The 16,450-nt window shown below is 62.4% G+C and carries 20 protein-coding genes; 7 read left to right on the top strand and 13 right to left on the bottom strand.

Going from position 1 to position 16,450, the window contains the following annotated elements; genetic code table 11:
* Positions 1-193: 193 nt before the first annotated feature.
* Positions 194-892, bottom strand: a complete 699-nt coding sequence (locus AC0L2A_RS31335; RefSeq protein WP_023797057.1) for a DUF1013 domain-containing protein — start codon at positions 890-892, stop codon at positions 194-196.
* A 346-nt stretch (positions 893-1,238) separates the two neighbouring features.
* Here AC0L2A_RS31335 and AC0L2A_RS31340 point away from each other — a divergent pair, with 346 nt between their 5' ends.
* A complete protein-coding gene (locus AC0L2A_RS31340; protein WP_473612094.1) occupies positions 1,239-1,856 on the top strand; it encodes a LysE family transporter in 618 nt (205 codons plus the stop codon).
* 145 nt (positions 1,857-2,001) lie between these two features.
* Here AC0L2A_RS31340 and AC0L2A_RS31345 read toward each other — a convergent pair whose 3' ends face one another.
* From AC0L2A_RS31345 to AC0L2A_RS31355, 3 genes are all read right to left on the bottom strand, one after another.
* Positions 2,002-3,099: a helix-turn-helix transcriptional regulator gene (locus tag AC0L2A_RS31345; protein WP_473612095.1), complete on the bottom strand. Its 1,098-nt coding sequence runs from the start codon at positions 3,097-3,099 to the stop codon at positions 2,002-2,004.
* A gap of 267 nt (positions 3,100-3,366) precedes the next feature.
* Complete coding sequence (locus AC0L2A_RS31350) at positions 3,367-3,507, bottom strand: DUF1127 domain-containing protein (protein ID WP_023797054.1); 141 nt, start codon at positions 3,505-3,507, stop codon at positions 3,367-3,369.
* A 132-nt stretch (positions 3,508-3,639) separates the two neighbouring features.
* Entirely contained in the window at positions 3,640-4,653 is a 1,014-nt protein-coding gene (locus AC0L2A_RS31355; protein WP_473612097.1) for an NAD(P)H-quinone oxidoreductase, read from the bottom strand.
* Positions 4,654-4,840: 187 nt separating this feature from the next.
* On the opposite strand from AC0L2A_RS31355, the gene AC0L2A_RS31360 reads away from it, so the two are divergent.
* The 3 genes from AC0L2A_RS31360 to AC0L2A_RS31370 all read left to right on the top strand — a co-directional run bounded on the left by AC0L2A_RS31360 (position 4,841) and on the right by AC0L2A_RS31370 (position 6,689).
* On the top strand, positions 4,841-5,035 hold the full coding sequence (locus tag AC0L2A_RS31360; RefSeq protein ID WP_473512218.1) for a DUF1192 domain-containing protein: 195 nt from the start codon (positions 4,841-4,843) through the stop codon (positions 5,033-5,035).
* 87 nt (positions 5,036-5,122) lie between these two features.
* A complete protein-coding gene (locus AC0L2A_RS31365) occupies positions 5,123-6,370 on the top strand; it encodes an MFS transporter (protein WP_473612121.1) in 1,248 nt (415 codons plus the stop codon).
* A 31-nt stretch (positions 6,371-6,401) separates the two neighbouring features.
* The gene (locus tag AC0L2A_RS31370; protein WP_077380481.1) at positions 6,402-6,689 is read left to right on the top strand and encodes an ArsR/SmtB family transcription factor; all 288 of its coding nucleotides are present in this window, start codon (positions 6,402-6,404) and stop codon (positions 6,687-6,689) included.
* Positions 6,690-6,795: 106 nt separating this feature from the next.
* On the opposite strand, the gene AC0L2A_RS31375 is transcribed toward AC0L2A_RS31370, so the two are convergent.
* Together AC0L2A_RS31375 and AC0L2A_RS31380 are read right to left on the bottom strand one after the other, a co-directional pair.
* Positions 6,796-7,404: a glutathione S-transferase family protein gene (locus AC0L2A_RS31375; protein ID WP_473612098.1), complete on the bottom strand. Its 609-nt coding sequence runs from the start codon at positions 7,402-7,404 to the stop codon at positions 6,796-6,798.
* Between the two features lie 97 nt (positions 7,405-7,501).
* Entirely contained in the window at positions 7,502-8,368 is an 867-nt protein-coding gene (locus AC0L2A_RS31380; protein ID WP_473612100.1) for an alpha/beta fold hydrolase, read from the bottom strand.
* Between the two features lie 100 nt (positions 8,369-8,468).
* Between AC0L2A_RS31380 and AC0L2A_RS31385 the strand changes: the two genes are divergently transcribed.
* Complete coding sequence (locus AC0L2A_RS31385; RefSeq protein ID WP_473612101.1) at positions 8,469-8,996, top strand: winged helix-turn-helix transcriptional regulator; 528 nt, start codon at positions 8,469-8,471, stop codon at positions 8,994-8,996.
* A 79-nt stretch (positions 8,997-9,075) separates the two neighbouring features.
* Entirely contained in the window at positions 9,076-9,309 is a 234-nt protein-coding gene (locus AC0L2A_RS31390; protein WP_023797044.1) for a hypothetical protein, read from the top strand.
* Positions 9,310-9,428: 119 nt separating this feature from the next.
* Here AC0L2A_RS31390 and AC0L2A_RS31395 read toward each other — a convergent pair whose 3' ends face one another.
* The 3 genes from AC0L2A_RS31395 to AC0L2A_RS31405 all read right to left on the bottom strand — a co-directional run bounded on the left by AC0L2A_RS31395 (position 9,429) and on the right by AC0L2A_RS31405 (position 11,163).
* On the bottom strand, positions 9,429-9,830 hold the full coding sequence (locus AC0L2A_RS31395; protein ID WP_473612102.1) for a hypothetical protein: 402 nt from the start codon (positions 9,828-9,830) through the stop codon (positions 9,429-9,431).
* 242 nt (positions 9,831-10,072) lie between these two features.
* Positions 10,073-10,255, bottom strand: a complete 183-nt coding sequence (rpmF, locus tag AC0L2A_RS31400; protein WP_006203806.1) for a 50S ribosomal protein L32 — start codon at positions 10,253-10,255, stop codon at positions 10,073-10,075.
* A 137-nt stretch (positions 10,256-10,392) separates the two neighbouring features.
* Positions 10,393-11,163, bottom strand: coding sequence for a biosynthetic peptidoglycan transglycosylase (locus AC0L2A_RS31405; RefSeq protein WP_473612103.1), 771 nt, complete (start codon positions 11,161-11,163; stop codon positions 10,393-10,395).
* A 79-nt stretch (positions 11,164-11,242) separates the two neighbouring features.
* On the opposite strand from AC0L2A_RS31405, the gene AC0L2A_RS31410 reads away from it, so the two are divergent.
* Positions 11,243-12,160, top strand: coding sequence for a polyprenyl synthetase family protein (locus AC0L2A_RS31410; protein WP_473612105.1), 918 nt, complete (start codon positions 11,243-11,245; stop codon positions 12,158-12,160).
* A gap of 25 nt (positions 12,161-12,185) precedes the next feature.
* Here AC0L2A_RS31410 and AC0L2A_RS31415 read toward each other — a convergent pair whose 3' ends face one another.
* The 4 genes from AC0L2A_RS31415 to ispG all read right to left on the bottom strand — a co-directional run bounded on the left by AC0L2A_RS31415 (position 12,186) and on the right by ispG (position 16,272).
* Positions 12,186-13,076, bottom strand: a complete 891-nt coding sequence (locus tag AC0L2A_RS31415; RefSeq protein WP_473612106.1) for a LysR family transcriptional regulator — start codon at positions 13,074-13,076, stop codon at positions 12,186-12,188.
* Between the two features lie 293 nt (positions 13,077-13,369).
* Positions 13,370-14,107: a class I SAM-dependent methyltransferase gene (locus tag AC0L2A_RS31420; RefSeq protein WP_473612108.1), complete on the bottom strand. Its 738-nt coding sequence runs from the start codon at positions 14,105-14,107 to the stop codon at positions 13,370-13,372.
* A 34-nt stretch (positions 14,108-14,141) separates the two neighbouring features.
* Positions 14,142-15,014, bottom strand: coding sequence for a lytic transglycosylase domain-containing protein (locus AC0L2A_RS31425; RefSeq protein ID WP_473612109.1), 873 nt, complete (start codon positions 15,012-15,014; stop codon positions 14,142-14,144).
* A 4-nt stretch (positions 15,015-15,018) separates the two neighbouring features.
* Complete coding sequence (gene ispG / locus AC0L2A_RS31430) at positions 15,019-16,272, bottom strand: flavodoxin-dependent (E)-4-hydroxy-3-methylbut-2-enyl-diphosphate synthase (protein WP_091593321.1); 1,254 nt, start codon at positions 16,270-16,272, stop codon at positions 15,019-15,021.
* Between the last annotated feature and the right edge of the window lie 178 nt (positions 16,273-16,450).

Raw genomic sequence — 16,450 nt, forward strand, 5'->3', positions numbered from 1 at the left:
GTGCAAAGCCCTCCTTGTGGGAGAAGGTGGCCGCCCACGGGTCTTGCCTCCGGCAAGCCCGAGGACAGGCTCCGCGGCCGGATGAGGGCTGTTCCAGGGAACGCCGACGCCTCATTTCTTCCAACACCCCTCTTCCGTCTCAGCGCTGCGCGCCGATCCACCTTCTCCCACAAGGGGAGAAGGAAGAGGCGCCTCAGCCCTCCTCGTCGTCCTTGTCCTCGTCCTTCGACTTCAGCGCCGAGAGCTTGGCGAAGACGGCGTTGGCGTCGAGTTCCGCATCCTCGTCCCTTGGCTTCTCCGGCGCCGGCACGAGGCGCTCGGTCAATGCCGCCGGCAGCAGCGTGTCGCCGGCCGGCTGTGCCTGTTCGCGGCCACGCGAGGCGCGGTTGACTTCCATGTCGAGGTCGATCTGCGAGGCGAGCCCCAGCGTCACCGGATCCATCGGCTGCAGGTTGGCTGAGTTCCAGTGCTTTCTGTCGCGGATCTGGTCGATCGTCGACTTGGTGGTGCCGACGAGGCGCGCGATCTGCGCGTCCTTCAACTCGGGATGGTTGCGCACCAGCCAGAGGATGGCGTTGGGCCGGTCCTGGCGCTTCGACAGCGGCGTGTAGCGCGGACCCTTGCGCTTGGATTCCGGCACCCGCACCTTGGGGTCTGACAGCTTCAGCCGATGGTTCGGATCCTTCTCGGCGCGTGCGATCTCGTCGCGGCTCAGCTGGCCGGTCATGATCGGGTCCATGCCCTTGATGCCTTGCGCCGATTCGCCGTCGGCGATCGCCTTGACCTCGAGCGGATGCAGTCCGCAGAACTGCGCGATCTGCTCGAAGGACAGCGCGGTGTTGTCGACCAGCCAGACGGCGGTCGCCTTGGGCATCAGCAGCGTATTGGCCATTGCAAATATCCTTCTCGTTCGCCCGCGTTCCCGCGCGGGCGGTGGTTTTAGAGCCACCAAAATGGGAAAATCGCGGTTTATATAGCCGCTCCGTTGCCGTTCCGCAACGTTTTTGGAAGGTGGTCGCGAGATGGCGGGAGATATCGAACCTGTCAAGGCAGCCTTGTCGGCTTCAGCATCGCGCCTTCGGTGAGCCGCTCAGCGGCGGCGGCCGCTAGCCCGGGCAACAAAACGTCCTTCTGTCGGCATTTGCCGACTGTTAGTGGGAACATGTTTCATCCACATTTCGCTCCGGTAGCGGCGACCTGCTTTGGGAGAGCAAGCCGCCGCCGATGTGGGCTGATCGATGTTGGAAACCGGGCACGCTGTCGCGGCGGGGTTGTTTCCGTTCGCCATTTCCTATGCGCTTCTGGCAATGCTGCCGGGCGCCAATTTTGCTGTCGTCGCGCAGGCCGGGCTAACCGCTTCGCGTACTACAGCGCTTTCGGCAGCTGCCGGCATTGCCTTGGGCGCGAGTTCGCTGGCGATGGTCGTCGCGACGGGCGCCGCCGCGCTGCCGCCGGGGGGCATTGCGCACCAGATAGCCGCCAGCCTTTACGGCGCAATGCTGGTCTTCATCGGCTGGAATTCGATGCGGCGGGCGCTGTCGATCACGATCGGCGCCGACGAGCCGAAGCCGGTTTCAATCGTTCGGTACTTCCGGCTGGGGTTTGTCACGGCGGCGGCAAATCCGGCCACCGCATTGTTTTTTGCATCCTCTGCGCTGAGCTTGAATACGCGCGGGCCAATCCAGATATCCGTGGTAGCGCTGGTTTTTGCCATTGCAATCGCCTGGTTTGGCCTTGTCGGCCTGGCTATTTCCCAGCCAGCCATGCGCAAATTCTACAACCGTTTCCGCAAGCACATGGATATCGTGCTGGGAGGCGCCTTGATAGCGATTGGTTTTGCCGCGCTTAGCCATTGAAGCGACAAATAGACGGCCTTTCCACCGATTTAATGCATGTCGCGCAAAAGTGTGCAGCGGTTTTGCGATAACGACATGCATAAAAACAACAACCTTAAGCGCGTCGCATGAGGCCGGTCGAACGCGACGCGCTTTAGGCCGATCGTCATCTGCGATTGAGCGGTTCTGTGCTCTTGAGCAAGGCGACGAGTTGGCTTTGCTGACTTGTCCCGGTCTTGGCGAAAATCCGTTCGAGATAGGTCCGGCCGGTCTTCACGGTGATCTTCAAGTCGGATGCCGCATCTTTCAAGGGTCGTCCCTGCGAAAGCACGGCGGCCAGACGTGCCTCGGAGGGCGTCAGGTCGAACAGGCCCGCGAGGAGGATTGGTGAAGGCACGACGGCACTGGCCCTTACTTCCGTTGCAGCAACCAGGATGTCCGCGCCGGTGAAAATGTCATGTGCGGCGCGGCGCAGCGGCAAAAGATGGATGACCAGAGCCGGCCGGCTTTCGTTCGCGGCAACAGGAATGGATCGGACCGCGAAATCGTTGCGGTTCTCGAGGATGGCCTGCTGGAAAAGCGCATTGGCGGAGGCATTGGCGATCGCCATGCCGCCATAGGCGGTTGGCAGAAATATCTCGGTCATTTCTTCCAGCAGGCCGTTGGCCGTCAGCACGCGTCCCGATGCAGTCATGACCGCGGCCGGCAGCCCGATGGTCTCGAGTGCCGAGACGGTCGCCCTGGCCTGTTCCAACCCCAATCGCGCCGAGACCATGCCGGCCCGCGCGAAATGCGGGCGAAGCTGATCCAGCCGATCGACCGACGCCCGATCGTAGGTGCCATCCTTCATCCACCGTTGAAAGACGAAAGTGACGAGTTCGCCGCTCGGCATCGCAACTGCCGAACAAACGTGCGCGCCGATACCGGCCGCTCTCAGTTTTACCCGCACAGGATCGTTTTCGACCTCTTCGGCTGTCAGGAAATCTTCGACCTGAACGAAGCTCGCCGGCTGCATGCTGCACATACGCTGGGTGGCGTCAGAGAATTTCCAGGCGTCGCTGGCGACAAATTCGTCAAACAAGGATCGGATGGCGTTGCCCGAAGAAACGTCACTCAATCTGCCGCGGACCGGAGAATCGGCGCTGAACAGGAAGATGGCGCCAGTGGCCGAGCCAGAAATACTGCCGGCAGATTCGAGCGTCTTCCCCCAAAGCTCCGGCACGAAAGCCGCCTCGTAGATCTTGTCCGTCAGATCGTCGAACATGGGCCCAAGCCTGTTTCAGAGTCAGCACGCTACTGGCCCGGATCAGCGCTCCCACCCTCTGACCTAGTCCCGCGCGATCAAAATGCCCACGCTGAAACTGGAGTCAACCGCAGATTGCGGTCGAGTTGTATTCGGATCTGGATAGTGGCCATCAAAGCAGCCGCTGCTGTTGCCTCGGACTTCAAAACGACAAAACCCGCCGGACTGGTCCAGCGGGCTCGGAACCGACGGCGGGAAATCCGCCTGCCTCGGCTCTTGCTTGGCGGATCAAAGCGTCTTGCGGGCGATCCTCTCGATGTCACCACGGTTGATGCCGAGGTCGTTGAGCTCGCGGGCGTTCAAGCGGTTCAGTTCGCGCACGGTTTCATTGTACATGCGCCAGTTACGGAAAGCACGGATCGGGTTCATGGTAGTCCTCCATCGTTTCGATGCCGCTCAAATAGGCACCGCTGATGAAAAGTTGAACAGACGCTTTTGCATGGCGGCAATGCGTTTGTTGCATTGCGCAATTAAGGTTTTGTTCAGCTTGCTTGCCGACCGTCAGCCGACATCGAGCACGATCTTGCCGATGTGGTCGCCGTCCTCCATCCGCTCATGCGCCCGCCACGCCTCCCTGAGCGGAAAGATCATGTCCATGACCGGTGCTACCTTGCGGGTGCCGAGCAGCGGCCACACCTGCGCCTCCAGCGCTGCGGCGATCGCCGCCTTGAATTCGACGGTGCGCGGCCGCAGCATCGAGCCGGTGTGGGTGAGCCGCTTGGCCATCATCTTCGAGAAGTCGGTGCTTGCCACCGCCCCGCTCTGCGTGGCGATCTGGATGATGCGACCTTCCACCGCCGCGGCCTCGTAGTTTCGCGCCACATAGTCGCCGGCGACCATGTCGAGGATGACGTTGGCGCCCTTGCCGCCGGTCGCGTCCTTGACCGCCGCGACGAAGTCCTCCTCGCGGTAGTTGATCGCCCGGTCGGCGCCGAGCTTCAGACAGGCGTCACACTTCTCCTGGCTGCCGGCAGTGGTAATGACATGGGCGCGGAAGGCCGAGGCGAGCTGGATCGCCGTGGTGCCGATCCCGGACGAGCCGCCATGCACGAGCAGCGTCTCGCCGCTCTTCAGGGCGCCGCGTTCGAAGACATTATGCCAGACGGTGAAGTAGTTTTCCGGTACCGCCGCCGCTTCGGTGTGGGTAAAGCCGGCGGGCAACGGCAGCACGCTGCCGGCATGCACCTTGACGTATTCGGCATAGCCGCCGCCGGGCGTCAGCGCGCAGACCCGGTCGCCGACGCGCCAGCGCGATATCTCGTCGCCAAGAGCGGCAACTTCGCCTGATGCTTCGAGGCCCGGCAGGTCCGACGCACCAGGCGGCGGCGGGTAGACGCCCTTGCGTTGCTGCACATCCGGCCGGTTGATACCGGCGGCGCGCACCCGGATCAGGATTTCGCCAGGTCCGGGCACGGGCACGTCGCGCGTTTCCGGTTTCAGAACCCGCGGTCCGCCGGGTTCCGAGATCGCGATGGCCGTCATCTTCGCCGGAATCTTGTCCTGTCCGCTCGCCATGAATTTTTCCCGTCTCGCTTCGCCAGTTTCTTGCCGACTTGCCGGTTTTATTGCCGACTGTTTGCATCCATGCCCCTGCCCTATGTATGCTCATTGCCAAATCAGGCAAATGGCCACTGCAGCGCCGGGCGTTCGATTGGACGCGCAAGGCAGCAATTTAATTTTTGCGCATGAGCGAGGAGCGACGATGGCGATCTTCGACGACGAACCCAAAAAGAAAGCGCGCTCGCATGAGATCGGGCAGGATCTGTCGCTGCTTTCCGTCGATGAACTGTCCGAGCGGATCGGCATCTTGCGCGACGAGATCGCCCGCCTCGAAGCCGAGCTCAAGACCAAGGGCACCACCAAATCAGCGGCCGAGGCGCTGTTTCGCCGCGAATAGTTTCCAGAGCCGAATCGCCCGCCGCCGAAAAGCTCGAATGCGGCTGTCTTCAGACCATCCCTAGATTCCAGCCGGATCAGCTAAATGATGTTTGCAAGCTACCGACCGATCCTCTCGCTGCTTCGCGGCACCGCTTTCCTACTGGCGGCGACCGGGCTGCACGGGCTGCTGTTGCCGCTGCGCGGCCAGTTGGAAGGTTTCTCGACCGCGTCGCTCGGCCTGATGGGCACCGCCTGGGCCGGCGGCTTCGTCACCGGCTGCTTCTTTGCGCCGCGCCTGGTGCGCCGCGCCGGTCACGTACGCGCGTTTGGCGCCTTTGCGGCATGCGGCGCCATCGTCGCACTGCTCACCGGGCTGATCATCGACGAATATGTCTGGATCCTGCTGCGCGCCTTCACCGGTTTTACCATGGCCGGCGCCTTCATGGTCATCGAAAGCTGGCTGAACGAGAAGTCCACCAACGAGAACCGCGGCGCCGTCTTCGGGCTTTACATGATGGTCACCTATGCCTCGATCATGGGCGGCCAGATGATCGTTGCCGGCGGTGATGTGAAGTCGGCCTCGCTGTTCATGATCACCGGTATCCTGTTCTGCCTGTCGCTCATTCCGACCGCAGTGTCGACGGCTTCGCATCCCAAGCCGCTGCAGGACGTCTCGCTCGACGTCAAGGGGCTCTATGTCAATTCGCCGGTGTCGGCGATCGCCTGCGTTCTGATCGGCGTCGCCAACGGCGCCTGGGGCACGCTTGGCGCCGTCTATGGCGCCCGCATCGGCATTTCCACGGCGGAGATCGCGCTGATGATGAGCCTGGTGGTCGTCGCCGGCGCCGCCATGCAACTTCCGGCCGGGCGTCTCTCCGACAAGACTGACCGCCGCTTTGTGCTGGCGGGCCTGGCCTTCGGCGCGGCGCTGTTCGCCATCGCGCTGTTCCTGTTCGAGCCGCGCTCCGGCGTCTTCGTCATCGTCTGCACCGCCGCCTACGGGGCCTTTGCCTACACGCTTTATTCGATCGCCGTGGCCCATGCCAACGACCACGCCCGGGCGGAGGATTTTGTCAAAGTGTCCGGCGGCCTGCTGCTGCTCTATGGTTTCGGCACGATGATCGGGCCGCTGCTGGCCGCCGGCCTGATGGGCTGGATGCGTCCGGAAAGCCTGTTCCTTGCAACGGCCCTCGCGCATCTTTGCCTGGCAGGCTATACGCTGCTGCGCATCAGCCGGCGCGCACCGGTGCCAATCGAAGACCGCGACGCCTTCAAGACGCAACCGGCTGAGCGCTCGATCACGCCGGAAGCCTTGCGGCTCGATCCGCGCAGAAAGCCTGAAACCAACGGTTGAGATTTGGAAAACTTTGCCTCACAAATAAGGCATGATGTTTTCCGACGCCTTCATGGCGATTGCCGATCCCAACCGGCGCCATCTCTTGGAAGAGCTTCGGCGCGGCCCGAAGACCGTCAACGAACTGGCCGCCGGGTTGCCGGTCTCGCGCCCGGCGGTTTCGCAGCATCTGAAAGTGCTGCTCGACGCCGGGCTGGTCAACGCCAAGCCGGAAGGGACAAGGCGCGTCTATACGGTCAGCAGTGCCGGCTTCCTGAAGCTCAACATCTGGCTCGACCAGTTCTGGGAAGCCGAGCAGCTTGGCTCGCCCGGAAGCTGAGCTGCGCCGTCGCATCTTTGCCAGTAGACAGGCATGGCGAAGCTCCTCTGGATCCAGGTGCTGGCGCTGAGCCGCACATCTCATTGAAACAATGTCAGACACCGGCCTAAGCGTTCCAGCTTGGACGTTTCTGAACGCGGTCGAGCCAATGATGGACATTGACGAGCGAGTCCGGGATGTCGGCTCCGAAGAAGGCGCCAAGCCACGCTGCGACGGCGGCGGTGATGTCGGCGACGGAGTACTGGTCGCCCGCGATGAACGGGCGGCCATCGGCGATCTCGCGGTCAAGCCACGCCCACTTTGCCGGAACGGCTTCGCGCTGGGTTTCGGCGAAAGCCGGGAACTGCACAAGCCGCTCCGCAAACATGGGATCGGAATGCAGCGCAATGCTGCCGATCGTTCCGAAGATCTCGATCTCGGCGCGGCGGTTCCACATCTCGACCTTGCCTTGGCTGACCGCGTCCGAGCCGAATAGTGCCGGCGTTGGATGAAGCGCCTCCAGATAGCGGCAGATGGCGATGCTTTCAGTGATCACCGTCCCGCCATCGAGCACGAGCACGGGAATCTGGCCGAGTGAGTTGAGCTCAAGGAATTGCGGGGTTTTGTGCTCGCCTTTTGTCAGATCGACATCAACCCGCGGAACGTCGATGCCTTTCTCAGCCATGAAGATGCGGACGCGGTAGGAATTCGGACCGATGCCGCAGTAGAGTTTCATCATATCCTCCCGATTCTGCTGGTCTTTGGCTCAGGCTGGGGCGCTCGCGCGCATTCCACCCGCAGGTTGTATGGTGTGTCAAGGTTCGACCCGCTGCTTACCTGGCCTGGCTATGGGCGACGATGGCATCAACGATCGCGGCCCAATCGTCGGGATGCAGTTCGTGGCCGCCGCCTTCAATGCGGACAAGCCTCGCGCCGGCAACTGCATCGGCCAGAGCGGCGCCATGCTCGACCGGAAAGATCGGATCGTCGGTGCCGTGGATGACGAGGAGCGGAACCTTCAAGTCGTGCAGGCTACCCTTGCGATCCTCGCTGCCCCGATCCTCGCCGCCCCGATCTTCACCGGTCTTGAGCATGAAATGATTGGTCGCGCTTTGAAAACCGCCGGACCGGTCGTAGTCCTGTTCGACGAAGGCCCTCGTCCGCTTGCCGTCGAAGGGATGCGCGGTGCCGGCGATCGCGTGCGCGTCCTTGACGATGTAGTCGACCACCTGGGCTCTGTCCGACCAGTCGACCTTGGCGCCTTCGGCCGAATGCTTCATATAGGCATCGCTCGTCCCTGGCAGATGCGAGGTGTCGATCCCGATTGGCGAAGTGCTGATCGCCGTTAGCGAGATGATCCGCGACGGATATTTCAACGCCACAAGCTGCGCGATCATGCCGCCCATCGACATGCCGACGACGTGCGCTTTCGCGATGCCATGATTGTCGAGGACGCGAATGGCGTCATCCACCATGTCGTCGAAAGTGTAAGGCGGTTCGCCCGGCGCATATTTGGTCGAACGGCCGGTATCGCGATTGTCATAGCGGATCACGAACAGGCCGTTGCCGGCCAGTTTCCGGCAGAACGCCTCAGGCCACCAGAGCATCGAAGCCATCGCGCCCATGATCAGCAGCATCGGCGGATGCGCGGGATCGCCAAACGTCTGCGACACGATTTCCGGTTCCGCTGCGTTGGTCATGGTCGCCGTCTCCTCTCTGCAAGACCGATTGCATTTCGCAATCAGTTGCAAGATAATAAAACTGATATGATAATGCAACCGGTTTCTATCGGAGAATCGCATGAGCATCGATCATCGGTCTGGGTGCCCGATCAACCTGTCGCTTGAAGTGTTCGGCGACCGGTGGAGCCTGATCATCCTTCGCGACATGATTTTCGGCGGCAAACGCCACTTTCGCGACCTGCTCAACGGGTCTCTGGAAGGCATCGCTTCCAACATCCTCGCCGATCGGCTGAAGCGGCTGATGGCGCTCGGCATGCTGACCAGGGCTGACGATCCCACCCACAAGCAGAAGGCGATCTACAGCCTGACCGAAATGGCGATAACGCTGGTGCCGATCCTGGCGCATCTCGGCGCCTGGGGTCGCGTCTGGCTGCCGGTCAGCGAGGAGCTCTCGATCCGCGCCGAGCTTCTGGAAAAGGGCGGCCCGCCGATGTGGGAAAAGTTCATGGACGAACTGCGCCACGAACATCTGGGCACGCCTTCCGACACGCCGCCGGATGCCACCGTGCGTGCGACGTTGCAGGCCGGATACGAGGCGGTTGTCGCCCGAAAGGTGGCGGGCGCCGGGTGCGATGCCGGCGCCTGACCAACTTATTTCCCCCATCGCAGGGCGGCTCTGCTATTAAAGCCGTTGAAAGCTATAATTTACGGGATTGGAAAAGCCCTTGGTTGAGAACTCTAAGGATACTGCCCGCGCGCGGGCCGATTTGCGTTTCAAGAAGCAGGAAGAGGCCGCCACGGTTCGTCAGAAGGCGATGGCGGAATATGTCGCCGAGAGCGATGCCCGCCAGATAAAGACCAACAAGCTGAGGGCGCTCCGCCTTGCCAAGGAAGCGGAAGACCTCGCCAATGCGCCGGCTGCTCCGGTGAAGAAGCCGACACGCGCCAAGAAAAAATAGCGGTCCGGCGTGTCCTGCCGTCGGCACGAGGCGGCTGCTTCACCGCCTTTATCATGTCGTTACAGCAAAACCGCTGCGCACCCTCGTTCAAGCCCGAGGCATGCTTTGCGCGACATGCATTAGCTCATGGTTATGTCGCGGCTGGCTGCTCGCATCGATACTGAGAAGCCGGCCAGGACATCGACCAGTGCGATGACCATCAAAATGAAGAAAACCGAGTGCGCCGCGCCCTTCACCAGCAGGAACTCGACCAGGAACGCCACGAAGACGAAGGTCGACAACAGGTGGTCCATGATCGAGACGCTCGTCGTGCGCGTCGATTTCAAGATTTCGACGAAGAAGAGAAGCAGCCCGATCAGCACGATCAGATCGCCGAGCGTCATCGAGAACACTCCGCCCGACATCATGCGGATCGAGAACATTTGGATTGCCCAGGGATCGTCGCCGCCGCCGAATATTCCCAGAAGCCCAAGATTATAGAGGACGAAGGGTACGATCAGCAGCGGGACGGCACCGAACATCAGAAGGCTCCGGTTGGACAGCCTTCTCTAGTATGCGCTCGGCGTTCGCCGTCAAGAATTTTCGCATGCGACCGCGAACACGGACAAAGACCGTGCGAAATAACAGTACCAGCCGGTACGGCTGCCATAGGCATGGCTGCTGGCATATTTGACAACAATTCGAGGGCGATCATCTGCGCAAAACGCAGAAAGACCGGCGCGATGGCCGGTCCTTCAATAGTCACAAGCCGTCGAAAGCGTTCTCAGCTTTCCTTCGGCTCCAGAACCTGGCGACCGCGATACATGCCGGTCTTCAGGTCGATATGGTGCGGGCGGCGCATCTCGCCGGAATTCTTGTCCTCGACATAGGTCGGGGCCTTCAGCGCATCGGCCGAGCGGCGCATGCCGCGCTTCGACGGGGAGGTTTTTCGTTTCGGTACGGCCATGGATATGCTCCACTACATGGTCAAAATGCCCCGGCTGCCCTCGTGAAAGGGCCGCGTCAGGGCCGGAATCTGAGAAAGTCGGGTGCCTATACACGCCCTGCGCCGTTTTGGCCAGCGCCGTCGCGAATTTTTTTAAGCTATCGCAGACAGCCGACATAGGCGCCGGACCGACCGGCGCGCCGCTCGATCAGCGAGGCCAGCCGTCTCAGCCCCGGCCCGGGCTTCGCCGGGTTGCGGGCGATCGGGTTCGGCAGGGTGACGGCAAGCAGCGCCGCCTGGCGACGCGACAATCGTTTTGCCGAAACCCCGAAATGATGCTGGGCGGCGGCCTCGATGCCATAGATGCCCGGCCCCCATTCGGCGATATTGAGATAGATTTCCATGATACGCCGTTTCGACATCACCATATCGACATAGACAGCCAGCGGCAGCTCGACGACTTTCCGGACCGAGCCCAGCGGCCGCGACCACAGATAGAGGTTCTTGACGCTCTGCATGGTGATGGTCGAGGCGCCGCGCGTCATCTCGCCGGCCAGCGCGTCGTCGACGACGCCCCTCAACTCGCCAAGGTCGATGCCGCGATGGAAACAGAACTGCCCGTCCTCCGACATGATGACCGAATGCGCCAGCGCCGGCGCAACATCGTCGATCGAGACCCAGCGCCGGTCATAGCCGGAAAACGTTGCCAGATCCTTCAGCATCAGTGTCGATACCGGATGCACGAACGGCGGCAGATACAGAAAGGTCAACACCACCGGCATCAGCGCCAGCACCACGGCGATGGTGATACCGCGCCGGACCCAGTGCCGAGGCCAGCGTTTGAGACCGATGCGATTGCCGCGTTTCGGCCTCACCATGTCCAGCCCTTCGGTTTCGTGATCGACGATCGGTTCCGCCAAGCCGCTCAATCCATGCTGCTCCCTGCCCCCGGCATAATGGCGCTTGGCTTCTTGCGCAACGTCTGAGTGTCGGCTACCCGTCCCCGGCATGGCGAAAGACGATCAAATACCGTTCGAGGCAGCGCTTCTCGCACGCACAGGGCCGATCGAGGCGCTGCTCAGGCGGTTGCTCGACGACCGCCCGCTTTCAGGCGAGATCGCGCGGCCGCAGCGTCTGATGGAGGCGATGCGCCACGGCGTGCTGAATGGCGGCAAGCGCCTGCGCCCATTCCTGGTCATGGAAAGCGCCGCGCTGTTTTCCGCCGACGGCGAGGCGGCGCTGCGCGTGGCGGCGGCGCTCGAATGCGTGCATTGCTATTCGCTGATCCATGACGATCTGCCGGCCATGGACGACGACGATCTGCGCCGAGGCCAGCCGACCGTTCACAAGGCCTTCGACGAGGCGACCGCCATCCTCGCCGGCGACGCCTTGCTGGCGCTCGCCTTCGACATCATTGCCGACGAAGCGACAATGCTGCCGGCCGAACGGCGGGCGGCGCTGGTGCTGGCGCTGGCCCGCGCCGCCGGAGCCGGCGGCATGGTCGGCGGCCAGATGCTCGATCTCGAAGCCGAGCGTAACCGGCCGGAGGAAGCCGGCATCATCCGGCTTCAGGCGATGAAGACCGGCGCATTGATCCGCTTCGCCTGCGAGGCGGGCGCAATTGTTGCCGGCGCGCCGGCGGCCGACCGTGAAAGACTGGCGGAATTCGGTTCGGCGATCGGGCTTGCCTTTCAACTTACCGACGACCTGCTCGATCTGACGGCGGATGCACGCCAGATGGGCAAGGCGACCGGCAAGGACGCAGCCGCCGGCAAGGCGACGCTGGTGGCGCTGCACGGCGCCAACTGGGCGCGGGACCAGCTTCAAGGCCTCGTCGACCAGGCCCACGCCTTGCTTTGTCCCTATGGCGAAGACGCCGTGCTTCTGAAGCAGGCAGCGGAATTCGTGGCGGCCCGCAACAGCTGACGCTATTCCAAGCTGTACTCCCGTACTATGGCGCGCCGTGTAGCCAAGGAGGGTTGGCGAACTGTTCGGCCAGGAAATCCACGAACACGCGCACGCGCGGCGACAGAATTCGGCCAGGCGGATAGACCGCGCAGATTGGCGCTCCGTCAGGATGATTGTATCCGGTGAGCAGCGCGGTCAGTCTGCCTGCCTTGATATCCGGCCCGACCAATATCTCCGACATGCGGATGATGCCTATACCGGCGAGCGCAAGCCGGCGTAGCGCTTCGGTGCTGTTGGCCTCTATCGGGCTGCGGATACGCATGCTTTGCAGACCGTCCGGGCCATCGAACTCCCAGATATTGAGACCGCCGCGTGCTGTGACGCCAAGACAGACATGACCTTGAAGGTCGTCTGGCGTTGTCGGCATGCCATGTCTTCCGAGATATCGAGGTGATGCGCAAATGACACGGCGATTCGGCGCCAGCCGCCGCACCACCAGCCTCGAATCGCTGTGTGCGGCAACGCGCACGGCGACGTCGGTTTCCTCAGCCAACAGGTCGACAATCGCATCTGTGAACATCAGCTCGAGCTCGACGGCCGGGTAGCGATCGATGAAAACTGGCAACATCGGCACGATCAAGCGATGGCCGAAGGCGCTCGGAAGACTGACGCGCAGCCGGCCGCGCGGTTCTGCTCCGGGTTGAACCGCGATTTCAGCCTCTTTGATGTCGTTCAGGATGCGGCGAGCGCTTTCGGCATAGGTGCTGCCTTCCGCCGTCAAGCTGATGCGCCGCGTCGAGCGCTGCAGCAAGCGCACGCCAAGGCGGGACTCAAGCCGACCGATGATTTTGCTGACGGCCGAAGGTGTCATCCGCAGCCGGCGTGCCGCTGCCGAGAAGTCGCCTTCCTCGACAACTGCCAGGTACACACCCATCGTCTCTTGCCGGTCGATGATATCTATTCCAATTCGTCACAGATGAACGGAAACTATCACCGATTATCAGCAGATGCGAACCATAATATGTTTTCCTCTTCAGCATGCAAAATGCTGGCGAGGAGGTGCCATGAGTTCAGAACACGTAAACCTGCGAGATGCTCACGACGTGCATCAGTGGGCACGTCGTCAGCGCAGCGCCGCAATTGGGCGGTGGTGTCTTTGGCTTATCCGTACGCTCAATCGGTCACGTCAAGGAATGGGAAAACGCTCAAGGCGAAGCAACGTCCGGGCTAGCGCAGCCGGCCGATCGGAATGATTTCTGGCGATGTTGGAGCGTATGGCTCGCCACGCCAGTTGCCGAGCCATTCTTCGACGACCAGCCCGGCCCGATCCAGCATCTGCGCAAGGCTTTCCTTTGTCGGGAAGGCGATTTTCGATTCGACGCTGAGCACGCGTCCGCTGCCGGGCATTTCGTAATGGGTCGAGTAAGTGACGACACCGGTAGCGGAATCGTGGCGGAAATCGTTCCACGCTCTTACCGTGCCCAATTCGGGATAACTGAGTTCCCGTTGCGACCGTTCCGGCGTCCACTCGAGCCATTCCTGCGCGACTGGATTTCGCGTGTCGAAGATGAAGCGCCCATCGGGCGCCAGATGAGCGGCGATCGTGGCAAGCACCGCCTCTCGATCTTCTGCCGTGAGGAACACCTGGAAAGCGTGCCCGGTCAAAAGCACCAGATCGAAGCGTCGTCCGAGCCGGACGTTGCGCGCATCGGCCTCGACCCAGTCGACCCTCTGCCCGCCAGCTCTGCGGCGCGCGATATCGAGCATCGCCGGCGCGGGATCGACGCCGGTCACGCTGCGCCGATCGGCGAGCGCGGCAGCCAACTGCCCGGTGCCGCAGCCGAGATCGAGAACCGAGCCGGCATCTTTGGCGAAGCCGACGCAATAATCGAAATCCACGCCGCCATCGTTCTCGAGATCATAGAACTGGACAAGGTCGGGATCGCTATAGAGACGGTCGGTCATCGTGGGCCTATGGCTGGAGTCGGAGCATACCCCATCACCGATTCCGCACCACAATGCATGCACCGCCGACGCTTTGCAGTTTCCGGCAGATGTTGTCGGCCTTGGCTTTGGAGTCGGCGCCGATGCGGACAGCATAAATCCCGCGCCTGCCGATCGGCGAGCGCACCCGGCTGACCACCGGATCATGGCCCTTGAGCAAGGCCGGAAACCGGCGCTTCACGCCAGTCCATTGATTGAGCGCCGCGGCGCGGCGGAAATTGCCGGCCACCTGCACGCCCCACGGCTTGATGTTGATCGACGCCATGGCCACGGTTTGGGACTTGATGACCGGCAGTTTTCGGCAGGCGACCGCGAAGCTCGCTTTCTTGTCGAGCGGCTGGATGCTGCCGGCATAGGCGGTGTCGGTGAACCTGTCGGCCGGCTCGCCCATGATGTCCAGAACGTAGTTTTCGGTCTCCATCGGCAGGAAGCCGCCGGAACTCAGCCAGCGCGACACCCGGCTTTCGCCGGCATTGTAGGCGGCGGCGGCCAGGCCCAGATTGCCGAAGCCGGTTTTCATCTCGGCGAGATATTTTGCCGAGGCCGGGATGGCCTGCTCGATATCGAAGGAATTGGCGAGACCGCGTATCTTGGCGGTGCCCGGCATGAACTGGGCTATGCCTTCGGCGCCGACCGGACTGACCGCATTGGGATCGAAGCGGCTTTCCTTCCAGATCAGCCGGGCAAAGAAATCCTTGGGCAGGCCGTTTTGATCGGCATGCGCCTCGATCAGATTGCAAACCCGGTCGAGCAGCCGCTGCTTGGCGGGACGCGGCGGATCGGCGTGGACGGCTGTCGCCCAGCCCAGCCCACCAAGCAAAACCAATCCACCAAGCAAAATCGGCGTCGCCCAGGGGAAGCGCCGCATCGACCTACTCCGCCGCTGCCTTGCCAGGTTGCCCAAACCGCTGCTCGATATAGTCGGCGACCATTTTCTCGAAGTCGGCGGCGATCGAAGGGCCGCGCAGCGTCGCCGCCTTCCTGCCGTCGACGAATACCGGCGCCGTCGGCGTCTCGCCGGTGCCGGGCAGCGAAATGCCGATATCGGCATGCTTGGATTCACCTGGACCGTTGACGATGCAGCCCATCACCGCGACTTTGAGGTTTTCGACGCCGGGATATTTTTCACGCCACACCGGCATGTTCTTGCGCAGATCCGCCTGGATATCCTGCGCGAGTTCCTGGAACACGGTCGAGGTGGTGCGGCCGCAGCCGGGGCAGGCGGCGACGATCGGTACGAACTGCCGAAACCCCATGGTCTGCAGGAGTTCCTGCGACACTTGCACCTCGCGGGTGCGGTCGCCGTTCGGCTCCGGCGTCAGCGAGATGCGGATCGTGTCGCCAATGCCTTGCTGGAGAAGAATGCCCATCGCCGCGGACGAGGCGACGATGCCTTTCGAACCCATGCCGGCCTCTGTGAGGCCGAGATGCAGCGCGTGGTTGGAGCGGGTGGCAAGCTCGGTGTAGACCGCGATCAGATCCTGCACGCCGCTGACCTTGGCCGACAGGATGATCTTCTCGCGGCCAAGGCCGATCTCCTCGGCCATGTCGGCCGAAAGGATCGCCGACTGCACGATCGCCTCGCGCGTTACCTCCTGCGCGGTCAGCGGAAAGCCCTGGCGCTGGTTGTCGTCCATCAGCCTGGTCAAAAGCTCCTGGTCGAGCGACCCCCAATTGACGCCGATGCGCACCGGCTTGTCGTGACGGATCGCCATCTCGACGATAGCTGCGAACTGCCGGTCCTTCTTGTCCTTGAATCCGACATTGCCGGGATTGATGCGGTATTTGGCCAGCGCCTCGGCGCAAGCCGGGTGGTCGGCGAGCAGCTTGTGGCCGATATAGTGGAAATCGCCGACCAGCGGCACATTGATGCCGAGCCGTTCGAGCCGCTCGCGGATGGCGGGCACGGCGGCGGCACTCTCGTCGCGGTCGACGGTGATGCGCACGATCTCGGACCCGGCGCGATGCAGCGCCGCAACTTGAGCGACGGTCTGGTCGACATCGGCGGTGTCGGTGTTGGTCATCGACTGAACGACGACAGGGGCGCCCCCGCCGACCATCACGCCGCCGACGTCGACACCGACAGACGTGCGGCGCGAGAAGGGTGAAGAAAAATATCCGGTCATGGCCGGCTGCCCTTTGTTAGCGCCGAATTCCGGAATCGGTTTCCGGAAACAATCTGCGCAAAAATCAAAATACAGCGTCCATTGCGCGTCCGAAAGGAGGCGCGGCGCTATAGAAGGTCCCGGCATGAGGTGGAGGAGCAAAGATGGCTTGTCAATGGCGACAGGCAGGCAAACCTGT

Source organism: Mesorhizobium sp. WSM4844 (assembly GCF_055811775.1).

Bases quoted from the DNA above. Each gene is read 5' to 3' on its own strand.
- AC0L2A_RS31335 (WP_023797057.1), bottom strand. From the start codon at position 892: ATGGCCAATACGCTGCTGATGCCCAAGGCGACCGCCGTCTGGCTGGTC.
- AC0L2A_RS31340 (WP_473612094.1), top strand. From the start codon at position 1,239: ATGTTGGAAACCGGGCACGCTGTCGCGGCGGGGTTGTTTCCGTTCGCC.
- AC0L2A_RS31345 (WP_473612095.1), bottom strand. From the start codon at position 3,099: ATGTTCGACGATCTGACGGACAAGATCTACGAGGCGGCTTTCGTGCCG.
- AC0L2A_RS31350 (WP_023797054.1), bottom strand. From the start codon at position 3,507: ATGAACCCGATCCGTGCTTTCCGTAACTGGCGCATGTACAATGAAACC.
- AC0L2A_RS31355 (WP_473612097.1), bottom strand. From the start codon at position 4,653: ATGGCGAGCGGACAGGACAAGATTCCGGCGAAGATGACGGCCATCGCG.
- AC0L2A_RS31360 (WP_473512218.1), top strand. From the start codon at position 4,841: ATGGCGATCTTCGACGACGAACCCAAAAAGAAAGCGCGCTCGCATGAG.
- AC0L2A_RS31365 (WP_473612121.1), top strand. From the start codon at position 5,123: ATGTTTGCAAGCTACCGACCGATCCTCTCGCTGCTTCGCGGCACCGCT.
- AC0L2A_RS31370 (WP_077380481.1), top strand. From the start codon at position 6,402: ATGATGTTTTCCGACGCCTTCATGGCGATTGCCGATCCCAACCGGCGC.
- AC0L2A_RS31375 (WP_473612098.1), bottom strand. From the start codon at position 7,404: ATGAAACTCTACTGCGGCATCGGTCCGAATTCCTACCGCGTCCGCATC.
- AC0L2A_RS31380 (WP_473612100.1), bottom strand. From the start codon at position 8,368: ATGACCAACGCAGCGGAACCGGAAATCGTGTCGCAGACGTTTGGCGAT.
- AC0L2A_RS31385 (WP_473612101.1), top strand. From the start codon at position 8,469: ATGAGCATCGATCATCGGTCTGGGTGCCCGATCAACCTGTCGCTTGAA.
- AC0L2A_RS31395 (WP_473612102.1), bottom strand. From the start codon at position 9,830: ATGTTCGGTGCCGTCCCGCTGCTGATCGTACCCTTCGTCCTCTATAAT.
- rpmF (WP_006203806.1), bottom strand. From the start codon at position 10,255: ATGGCCGTACCGAAACGAAAAACCTCCCCGTCGAAGCGCGGCATGCGC.
- AC0L2A_RS31410 (WP_473612105.1), top strand. From the start codon at position 11,243: ATGGCGAAAGACGATCAAATACCGTTCGAGGCAGCGCTTCTCGCACGC.
- AC0L2A_RS31415 (WP_473612106.1), bottom strand. From the start codon at position 13,076: ATGGGTGTGTACCTGGCAGTTGTCGAGGAAGGCGACTTCTCGGCAGCG.
- AC0L2A_RS31420 (WP_473612108.1), bottom strand. From the start codon at position 14,107: ATGACCGACCGTCTCTATAGCGATCCCGACCTTGTCCAGTTCTATGAT.
- AC0L2A_RS31425 (WP_473612109.1), bottom strand. From the start codon at position 15,014: ATGCGGCGCTTCCCCTGGGCGACGCCGATTTTGCTTGGTGGATTGGTT.
- ispG (WP_091593321.1), bottom strand. From the start codon at position 16,272: ATGACCGGATATTTTTCTTCACCCTTCTCGCGCCGCACGTCTGTCGGT.